Here is a 9,909-nt window from a genome sequence, read left to right as displayed (position 1 = left end):
ACGTATTCACGATCACTAGCTACTACACTAGCAATTTCATCAGCACGTATTATTAACGCAGACAAATCAGTACCTAAACCATCTATCGCAGTAGCTTGTAACGCAATAGTATCAGCGTTTTGCTGTATAAGTGTAGCATGTTGTTTAACATGGTTATCAACTATAGATAAATCTTCAGCATATGAAATAAATACTGGGTTTTCTAACAATGGAAAGTTTTCAATAAACTCACTATCTAAATGACCTATATTTATAGAATTTGATATTATTTTATCAGCAGTAATAGCACCATCAACTATTTTTGCAGTAGTTATAGAACCATCTTTTAAATCAATAGTATCTATATTTCCTGATAACTTTAAAAATATTGCAGAAAAGTTATCATTTATTTGTTTTATAGAAAAATCAGATAAATCAACAAGTCTTTGCCTTGTATACATTTAACCACCTACTTGATTAATCATAATCGAAATCAAACATAAATTGTGGTTGCTTTATAGTAAAATCACACCCATCAATATTCTCAATTTTAAATTTCATTAACCTGCCTTTATTCCTCATTCTATGCCTATAAAATTCAAACGTATCAGTTAATTCAATTTCTTTTACAACAGTCTTTCGTTCGGATGTACATGTTATTCTAATCTTACCAGTACCTTTAGCAGTAAAATATATCCTATTTAATATTTTACGTGCATTTTGTTCGCCAAAATGTATAATACCACTTTCCCATACACTATCGATAGGATTACCATCATACGTATTACCAATACCATATTTAAATATATTATTATCAGTATTAGTAAAAAGTAATTCATCACCAATACTTAAAAAAGAAGATGCATTGACACCATATTTAATAGTAAAAGCATTAGATTTTAAATCATACTCTATAATCATATTATTTTCTGTTGATGTGCCAGTAGGTATTGACAATATATATTTTCTTTTGTGTATAGTTGCAACAGCTTTATGTGCATATTCTTTATTTAACATATTAAAATACTTCTTCACTTTGTCTGATACAGACGCTGTATTAACACCGTTAAATATGTGTATACCTTCAGTAGATGTCCATATAGCAGTATTTTCAAGGGATGCAATAGTATTATCTAATATTTTACCTTCTACAGTATCAAACACTTGTATAACGTTATAATTGCCAGGATAAGTACCAAACACTCTAAATACATTCTTATTTTTAAACACTACCACGTCGTCAAATAAAGACTTCATACCAATTATGACCCCGCCATCCCACGTAGGTATATCTATAAATCCACCATGCCTATTAGCACTCATTTCATCTACAGGGTAAGTCCAATCATCAATATCAAAATCTCTAGAGAAGTATAAACGATTTGGATATTCAGTATCTCCACTTATCCACAATCTCTCTTTATGCAACTCAATATATTTACCTTTAGGAGCTTTATTGTCAGTACTATCATCAGACGATCTGCCATCATGTTTTAAATCTCTAAAAGTAGTACCATCAAATACTACAACATTATCAATACCATTTGTCAAGATGGTTACTTCATCTAAATCGATTTGGTAATTTACAAAATTAAAATCGTTATTACTGTATCCACTAGAAATCACTTCATAAGCAGTACCAGCTTCATTTAATTTGTATATACTATCACCAACAGCAACAAGTATTACAGCGTCATTATCTTTATAAAAATTCATTAGTCTTTTGTTACCATCAGGTAAGTTATACTCATTAAGTTTTACATAACCCTTGCCAAGGCTCAAATTACCATCATCAATAAAACCATTCTCTATACGTGTAGCTTCACCTAGACCTATAATTTGCTCATCAAGCTCCTGGTTAATACCTTTGTGAAAACTACTTATAATTGGATATTGTTCAACTATTTGTTCTTTCATAATAAACACATCCCTTAATAAACATCTTTAACACACTCATCAACAGAGGAATCATTAATTATCTCATCTTCTATATAAAGTTCTGCAATAATATCTCTATATAAATTAAAATACGATACATCATCTGTATACATAAACATAGCATAGTATACTAATGCCATATGGTATTTAGAATTTATCTCTGGTACATCATCATCATTAACAAGCTCATCAGGTACTAGTATCATCATCAAGTATAATTCACCACTAAGTGGAATATGAGTACCTAATATTAACCTATTGTTGATAATAGTATACTCATTTGCATCCAAAACACCTATTGAAGAATGTTTAGCACGTAATAAAGTTAAAAAATTACTTGGTAAATATACTATATTAGAATCTTCATCTAACTCAAATTCTAACTCAATAGCATTATGATCTCTACTAGCTATTTCTAAATAAGCATAATTAATAGCACTTTTAAGTATATTCTCAGTACGCCTATCACCATCTTGTAAATTCAACTTGTCTAGTGCCATTGTATATATCTCTTTAAGATTCATCAGCACCATCACCTACCATAGACGTAAATTCGCTAAATAACATCTCAGCCATGTTGTAACGCTTCTTATATAACAAAACGTTATAAGCACCATACATAACAATTAAGTAATCATGTACCTCACGTGTAACAGGTATATCTGTATCTTCTACAAGTGGCTCAGGATAACATGAGTACAATAAATCAAATACATAACCATCATGTTTAAAATCTTTATTTGTTATAAATAAATACATACCACTTATATAATAATCATTGTCAGATAATTGAATATCTTGATGTTTAATATATACAATACTATGAAAATCATCAGGCAATAATATTTTCTCACTATATTCCAATGTTGTAGGTTTTAATTGGTGGTCAACAAGTGTGGCAACAAGCCTATAACCATGATTAATTGCATCATACACGACTTGATCAATAATCTCATCGCCAGGTTCTTCGTCTGCTTTACTAAGAGCAGATAAACGTAGTTCTTCAAAATTCATCTAATCACCCCTTTGAAGAGTGTCAATTAATTCTTGTTTGTTCAATGTAGAATAACCGGTTAATCCTAGACCTTTCGCCATCTCACGTAACTCCTTCACAGTCATACTATTTAAATCAACAATATCATCGCCTAATTTATCATCAACATTACCTTCATGTATATATTCTATAGTAACATCTTCATTTGGCTCATCATTCGTTCCAATTGGTTTAACAAATTTAGGAGTTGTTGGTTCTAATATATCAATTATTCTATCCAATCTTTTTATGATTTGATAAAAGTATTTATCATCACGAGTTATAGGGTTTTCTACTGTTTGTAACCACTCTAAGTGTTTGTTCATATTATACCTCCTTGCTTTAAAAAAGTGGGTGGATAAACCACCCACCATATTTTACATCTATGGAGCTACTGGATCAATACCTTTACTACCTATAATACCTCTCCAATCACTTGCACCTAGAGAATACCTCATATACCCTCTATATTTAGCAACAAATGTATCAAAATCTTCTTCCCACTTAAACTCTGGTTTGATTCTCCAGAAGAAATTTAATTCATGTTGTGTACTATCTTGCAAGAACCACATAGTATCGCTACCTACACCAGCATCAGCTAAATAATCTAATACAACTATCTTAATACCACTTTCCATTAAGTATTTATTAGTATCATTTAACTCAGTACCTGGTAGCAATGTAGAGTGTAACAATCTCTTAGCAGTATCTTCAAGAGCAGGTGGTATAATTAATCTATCAGGCTTCATAGATACAAGGTTACCAGCTTCATCTTTAGTTTCCTTCATAAGTTGAATTGCTTGTTTTAAAGTAGCTTCACTTAATGCACCTTCAATTAAATTAGAGCAAGTATCAGAGCTATCAAGTAATGGATGATCTGTTGCAAATAACGCTTTACCATCATATATAAGAGAAGTAAAACCATCAACTAAAAACTTAGCAGCATCCTTTTCAATCTTTTGCCTACCAGATCTAGCCATAGCTTTAGGGAACTTGTTAATTTGTCTATACTGCTCATCATCATACAATTCCCTTTCAATCATAAAACCTTGTGTAAACGCTTTGTGTACATAAGTCCTTTCAAGACCAGGAGAAAGAGTTTTGTAATCTACTGTATCGAGATTATGTTCTCTTTCCTTCCAATCACCAAATGCACCCATACCCCAATCAGTTTCTTTCGCCTTCTTAGATTTATGCATGTTGTATACATTAGTATACTGAGTTGGAAGTTCATTTAAATATTCAAAGAATATTTTTCTTAACCCAGGTTCTAACAACTGACCAAAGTTGTCAGATATATGAGTGTTATCTTCAGTTGGATCAACAGGAGTGTTGACACCATGTAAACTTAAATTTAATTGAAAATCGTAAATAACATCCTTATTTACCATGTACTCACCTCACATTATTTAGACATCCACTTTGCATACTCCTCATCAGTTAACCCCATATTGGATGCCACTCGTTTTTGAGCTGGAGTTAATTGAACAGCAGTAGGAGTAGATTCAGTATCTTTCTTATCAATAAGGGTTTTAGTTTGTTCTTTATTTTGTTGCAACTCAGCTAATATTTGTTTTTTAGCTTCTGCAACCGCTTCTTGTTTTATCTTCTCAACATCCATATTATCATCTTCCCTCAACGCTTTATAGACAAACTCTAAATCGGTAACACCTCGTTTTTCAGCTTCTTGTAACACTTTAACCTCATCAAAGTCATCATACTTTGTTTTCAACATGTTGATTTCATATTCCAATTCCTGTTGTGCCATCTTCGTTTCTAACTCTTGAATCTTTTGCATTGCAGGAGTTAATTGCTCTGTAACATCCGCAATATTTGGATCTGCAACATTTTCTTGTAAGTTATATAATAAGTGCGGATTATCACGCAAATAGTTATATAACTCAACAGCGTCTGCCATTTCCTCACGTTGCCTTGCAAGTTCCTGTGTTTTACGAGTATAATCAGATTGTCTTAAATAACCTTGTTTAAACTCCTGAATTTCATCAAGTGTATACTTTTCGCCACCTAATTCAATTTCATTTACAATTGGTTCAGAGGTTGAAGCATTGACATCTTGTGTTTCTTCAGAAGATTCAGACTGTGATGTACTATCAGTCTGTACATTGACATTTTCTTCAAGTTGTTCTGTTGTTTCTTGAATACCATCAACAGAATCTTGATTTTTTAAACTATCCATTTTCATTCCTCCTATGCAAGTCCTTATTTAAGGTTGTTTGCAATTATTTCTTTTAACTCTGGTTTTAACTCTAATAACTGCATTAATTCTTCATCAGATAATTCATCAATCATTTGAATAAGTTCAGTTGGTAATTCTAAATCAACAGGTAAAGCTTCATCTATTGCACCTTCAGCTTCATCTATTGCACCTTCAGATTCATCCAAAGGCACTTCTTCATCAAGAGACATGCCTTCGTCAATAGGGACAGATTGTCCAGTTTCATCTGGGTTCTGTTCACCCATTATTGCAGAAAGTATCTCTTGTTTAGCTTCTTCTATAGCTTGAATTTTCATTTCTTCTTTTTTATTTAATTCTTCATTTTTTTCATGATATGAGAATAGTTTTTTTACATCATTTTGTGTCTTCTCAACAACAGTAGTCAAATCGCCAATAACAGTTGCAATATCATTAACTTGTTGTTCAACATTTTGATTCACCATTTCTATTTGTTGAGCTAATTGTTGCTGAACCATTTGATTTTCTTGCATCATTTCTTCATTTATATTATTCTTTTCAGCAATTTCCTCAAATCTTTTTAACACACGTTCTTTATCAGATATATCAACAAACTCTAAAACACTTTCTCTATCAACCACAGGTAACCCATCTTCAGCAGTAGTCTGCCCAAGCCTTATCATTAAATCTAACATTGCAGATTTATTTGTAGGCATTGTACTACCAGCTGTTATTTTTATATCAAAATCATATTGTAAATCATCTTCTGTTATTTGTTGAAAATCATAATTTCCTCTATCGTCAGATACACGTACCCACCTATCTAATTTCCAATATTGTTGCATACGATTGTACCACATAGTAGCTAATTTAGATAAACCCTGCTCCATAAGTTTAACTTTGATTCTAATACGTGCTTGACCAGCTTCTTGTAACGCCATAATAGCATTACCAGCTTGTATACCAACAGGTCGTCTACCTTGGGTAACATCATGTACACCTGAAATAATCTCCATATCACGCTTTAACTCTTCAATTTTATCGCTAACATATTGTGGCATTTGTGGAGGAGCTTCCCTTCTTATTTCACTGCCAGGATTCTTCCTAATTACTAATCCAGGACGGTTGGTAAGTTTGCCATAACCTATACCAGCATTTTTATCAATCACCCATGGCATATTAGCTGTAAGCCTTGCATTGTCTATAATTTGATTTGACAAATCATTTAAGTATTTCTGTGGGGATAATAATTGTTTAGGTTCACCTTCTCCCCAAAATTTAAACGGTATATCATAATCTTTAATAAGTATAAATGGAAATTTACCATCTTGATATGGATTTTCTTTATCATCCAATAGTAAATTTAGCTCAGGAGCGATAGTAAGAACCCTACCACGTGGGTATTTTCGCTTTGTAACCTTATATTCCTTACCATCCTTGTCAGTTTCCTCATACTCAATAGTAGTGTAATCCCTACACCATATTTCAAGTACTAATACTTGGTTGTCAGTATTGGATATGTCAGTACCCCTATTAGCAACTAATTCTGAGTATTTTATGTTGCCACCTTCTAATAAATTAGACTTTTTAGGGAATAATCGTTTTAATATATTTACATGCTTATAAGTAGCATATATTAAGTATTCAGCATCTTCTACACACGTAGCAAGAGGGTCAGGATATAAATTAAATGGATTGACTTCTATTGCACGTACTTCACCACCATAAGAACTTTTAGCGTTACCATCCCAAGGTAAGAAAAATACACTTGTCCCAAGTACCAAAGTAGTAAGTATTTGTCTTGGTATTTTTTCATCCATATTTTCCCTATCAAATTCATAATCTAAAGCCATCTGTACTTTATCTTTTTTATCAGCACCTTCTTCACTTCTAGCCATAGCAATAAATCTAGGGTTATTATCTACCATGACTGGTCTTATAGTTTCAATAGTACTAAAAATAAAGTTAGACACATGATCGCTTTTATATTCAGGTTTAGAAGTATTATTAAAATAATCACCATTATAAGCTTCCCAATAATCATGCCACTCTTTAGTTTCCTTAGCTTTGTGTACCATAGCTTCTTTAAACTTTACATGCCAATAATTAACTATATTTGCTTCCTCTACACTTATTTTCAATTGTTTATCAGATTTAGACTGTAATTTAACTTTATCTAAGTTATTCATATTTCACCCCTTTCGGCTACTCTGCAATTTCATGTGTTATATCTTCCCCTTCAAATAATGGATCAATTATCTCAGGAGCATTGCGAATCCTGCGTCTACCACATCTTTCGTCTGGCACTTCTGGAGCATAGTTCTCGCCTTTACCCTCTAATAACAATTGAAGGAGAATCCCAAGAGCCATTACTGTATCATCATGACACCCTTGTTGTGCATCAGTAGTCCCATTGTCATTAATGACATAAGTAAAACATTCACTAATCACCAAATCAGAATAAATACCTAAATATAATTCACGTATAAACTCTGCTAATTTATCTATCATTAAAGGTTTTGTTTTAACATTTGTATTCCAACCCATTTTACTTGTTATTTGATCAGTAATCCTATCATAAGTTTTTTGAAAATATATATTCCAATATTCTCTATCTTGTAATCGTTTTAACGTAGTTAATCCATGATTATTATTCTCAATACCTAAGTAAGCATAATTATAAAATACACCGAGCTTGTACAATTCATCACCAAACAAATCAGGATCAATATGACCATGCCACATAGCAACAATATTAAACTTGCTATCACCAACTAATCCGCACGAGTAATCTCCATGAGCCAATCCTTCTGCAACGTCAGCACCAACAGAATAAAACTCTCCTTTTTTAGGATAATCCCATATTTCAACATATCCTTTAGGATCTTCAACAAACTTAACACTTCTACCATGTTCAACTAAATAACCACGTACTCCAGGTTTAACAAGTTTTTCGTATTTCTTTAATGCAGTAGTACTAAATTTAGGTCTACCAGAAGCTATAAATGCTTCTTCTGGAGTAGAAGGATATTCTTGATGAAATATATCCAAATCACCATTACACTTATTTGCAATAGTGTATTTACGCCAATTTAATTGTTCATACGTTAAGCCAAATTTTTCTTTAAGTAAGTACTCATCTGTGTGAATAATATTACCATTAGCATCTTCACTAACCATATTAACTTCGTCAATAAACTGTTGTCTTTCACCATCGGTAGTGAAGGGTTTTGAATAAGTCGGATCAGTAAACCAAGGTAAAAATATAGGAATAAAATCATTTTCTCCACGTACAGCTTGCATCCACATTCTATGAAAATAATCCCCAACACCATTTGCAGTACTTTCAATAACAATTAAACTCTCAGGAGTGTCAGGTACAGATTGTAATAATGCAGTCATAGAACGTTCAGGATCTGGGAAGAAAGCAAGTTCTGATATGTGTAAATTATGTATAGTAGGACTTCTACCTGTTTCAGCAGTACCCGCAGTAGCAACAGTTATCCTGCTTCTCAACCCTGGGTTCTTTTTCTTTTCAATTTCATCATTAGTAGGGTTTTCAAATACCAATGCCTTCTCATTAGAGTATTTTTTCATAGGTCTTATTGCATCAGGCAATTCTTCATAAAACAATTTTGACATATTGAATAAGTGTTGTGTAGCTTTATCTTCATGTGCTATAATCAAACTATTTACAAACTTATTAGTTGAGGTGTTAGCAAATATTCGAGCTTCTGTATACGTACTTAAACCCATTTGTCTAGCTTTTAATACTATAAAGCGTTTTAATTTACCTTCACGTTCGCACTCTGTAATCTTCTCATCAAATATTTGTTGTGCAGAATTTAATTCAAGCGGAATAAGTTGACTATGTTTGTCTCTAATGTATAAAAAATTCTCTATATACCAACGCTTATCATTTTTTATTTTTTTAAAAAATAATTGTTGTTTTAATTGTAATTTTGCTTGTTCTTGTTCAGTTAAAGTTGACATATAACACCTCATTTATTTATGGCGGATTGTATAGGATTTGAACCTATGACACATCGGTTAACAGCCGATTGCTCTACCCAACTGAGCTAACAACCCCAGCTTAGAAGGAGTAGGAAGCCCAGTTAGCTTATTATAGGCTTCCCAGGTCATTTAAACAGGAAGAATATTTATTATCCTTACACCCCATATTATACCATATAATATCAAATTTGTCAAGGAAAATCTTGCCTAATCATCTAAAACTTCATACTCATCTTGTAACAATTCTATTACCAAATCATCAGGAATACTTGCATCAACTAAATCACGCATTTGTTTTTCATAAGTATATACTTCTTTTTTAACTTCCATTTTTTGTACTGATTTGTGTCCTGTTCTATCGAGTATATCTTTACTTGCTTGATAGCGTATACCGTCAATTGGGCTTTCCATAAGTTCCGCCATAGTTTCAATAGCTTTGCCACGTAATGCTTTTAAATTTGCTTCTACAACCTCATGCTCATCTTTTTGAAATTCAGTTATTATACGCTTAACCTCTGGTTTACGCAACCAATTGTGTATTGTGTTTACATGTACTCCAAGTAAACTTGCAAGTTCTGCATTTTTGTAACGACCTGTTAAGTACAAATGAATGAACCTTTGTTGTTTTGCAGGTAAATCAAGAATACCATATACATCCTCTTCAGCTTCTTCTGTATGCATTATTTCATTTTTGTCTTCTGGCATATAATCACCTACCTATACAACTTGTCATACATAATATCGTCTATGC

General features: G+C 32.3%; 10 protein-coding genes and 1 tRNA gene. All 11 read right to left on the bottom strand.

All coding sequences use genetic code 11. The annotated features are described in order from the left end of the window. A partial coding sequence (locus VK998_RS00880; protein ID WP_325224430.1) for a hypothetical protein occupies nt 1-440 on the bottom strand: 440 nt, incomplete at its 3' end. Nucleotides 441-456: 16 nt separating this feature from the next. Further along, entirely contained in the window at nt 457-1,896 is a 1,440-nt protein-coding gene (locus VK998_RS00875) for a hypothetical protein (protein ID WP_325224428.1), read from the bottom strand. Between the two features lie 14 nt (nt 1,897-1,910). Continuing rightward, nucleotides 1,911-2,441: a phage adaptor protein gene (locus VK998_RS00870; RefSeq protein ID WP_325224427.1), complete on the bottom strand. Its 531-nt coding sequence runs from the start codon at nt 2,439-2,441 to the stop codon at nt 1,911-1,913. After that, nucleotides 2,431-2,931, bottom strand: coding sequence for a hypothetical protein (locus VK998_RS00865; RefSeq protein WP_325224426.1), 501 nt, complete (start codon nt 2,929-2,931; stop codon nt 2,431-2,433). The genes VK998_RS00870 and VK998_RS00865 overlap by 11 nt, the downstream gene beginning before the upstream one ends. Continuing rightward, nucleotides 2,932-3,276, bottom strand: coding sequence for a Rho termination factor N-terminal domain-containing protein (locus VK998_RS00860; protein WP_325224424.1), 345 nt, complete (start codon nt 3,274-3,276; stop codon nt 2,932-2,934). 57 nt (nt 3,277-3,333) lie between these two features. Beyond that, on the bottom strand, nt 3,334-4,341 hold the full coding sequence (locus VK998_RS00855; protein ID WP_325224423.1) for a Mu-like prophage major head subunit gpT family protein: 1,008 nt from the start codon (nt 4,339-4,341) through the stop codon (nt 3,334-3,336). 14 nt (nt 4,342-4,355) lie between these two features. After that, complete coding sequence (locus tag VK998_RS00850; protein ID WP_325224421.1) at nt 4,356-5,147, bottom strand: hypothetical protein; 792 nt, start codon at nt 5,145-5,147, stop codon at nt 4,356-4,358. 23 nt (nt 5,148-5,170) lie between these two features. Continuing rightward, entirely contained in the window at nt 5,171-7,333 is a 2,163-nt protein-coding gene (locus tag VK998_RS00845; protein WP_325224420.1) for a portal protein, read from the bottom strand. Between the two features lie 16 nt (nt 7,334-7,349). Continuing rightward, entirely contained in the window at nt 7,350-9,149 is a 1,800-nt protein-coding gene (locus tag VK998_RS00840; RefSeq protein ID WP_325224419.1) for a terminase large subunit, read from the bottom strand. A 7-nt stretch (nt 9,150-9,156) separates the two neighbouring features. Then, nucleotides 9,157-9,233: transfer RNA gene (locus VK998_RS00835), tRNA-Asn, on the bottom strand. A gap of 132 nt (nt 9,234-9,365) precedes the next feature. Beyond that, nucleotides 9,366-9,863, bottom strand: a complete 498-nt coding sequence (locus tag VK998_RS00830; RefSeq protein WP_325224418.1) for a terminase gpP N-terminus-related DNA-binding protein — start codon at nt 9,861-9,863, stop codon at nt 9,366-9,368. Between the last annotated feature and the right edge of the window lie 46 nt (nt 9,864-9,909).

The sequence above is a fragment of the Schnuerera sp. genome (assembly GCF_035459645.1).
In the GTDB taxonomy this organism is placed as follows: Bacteria; Bacillota; Clostridia; order Tissierellales; family Tepidimicrobiaceae; genus Schnuerera.
This window is presented reverse-complemented; position numbering and strand designations above follow the sequence as displayed.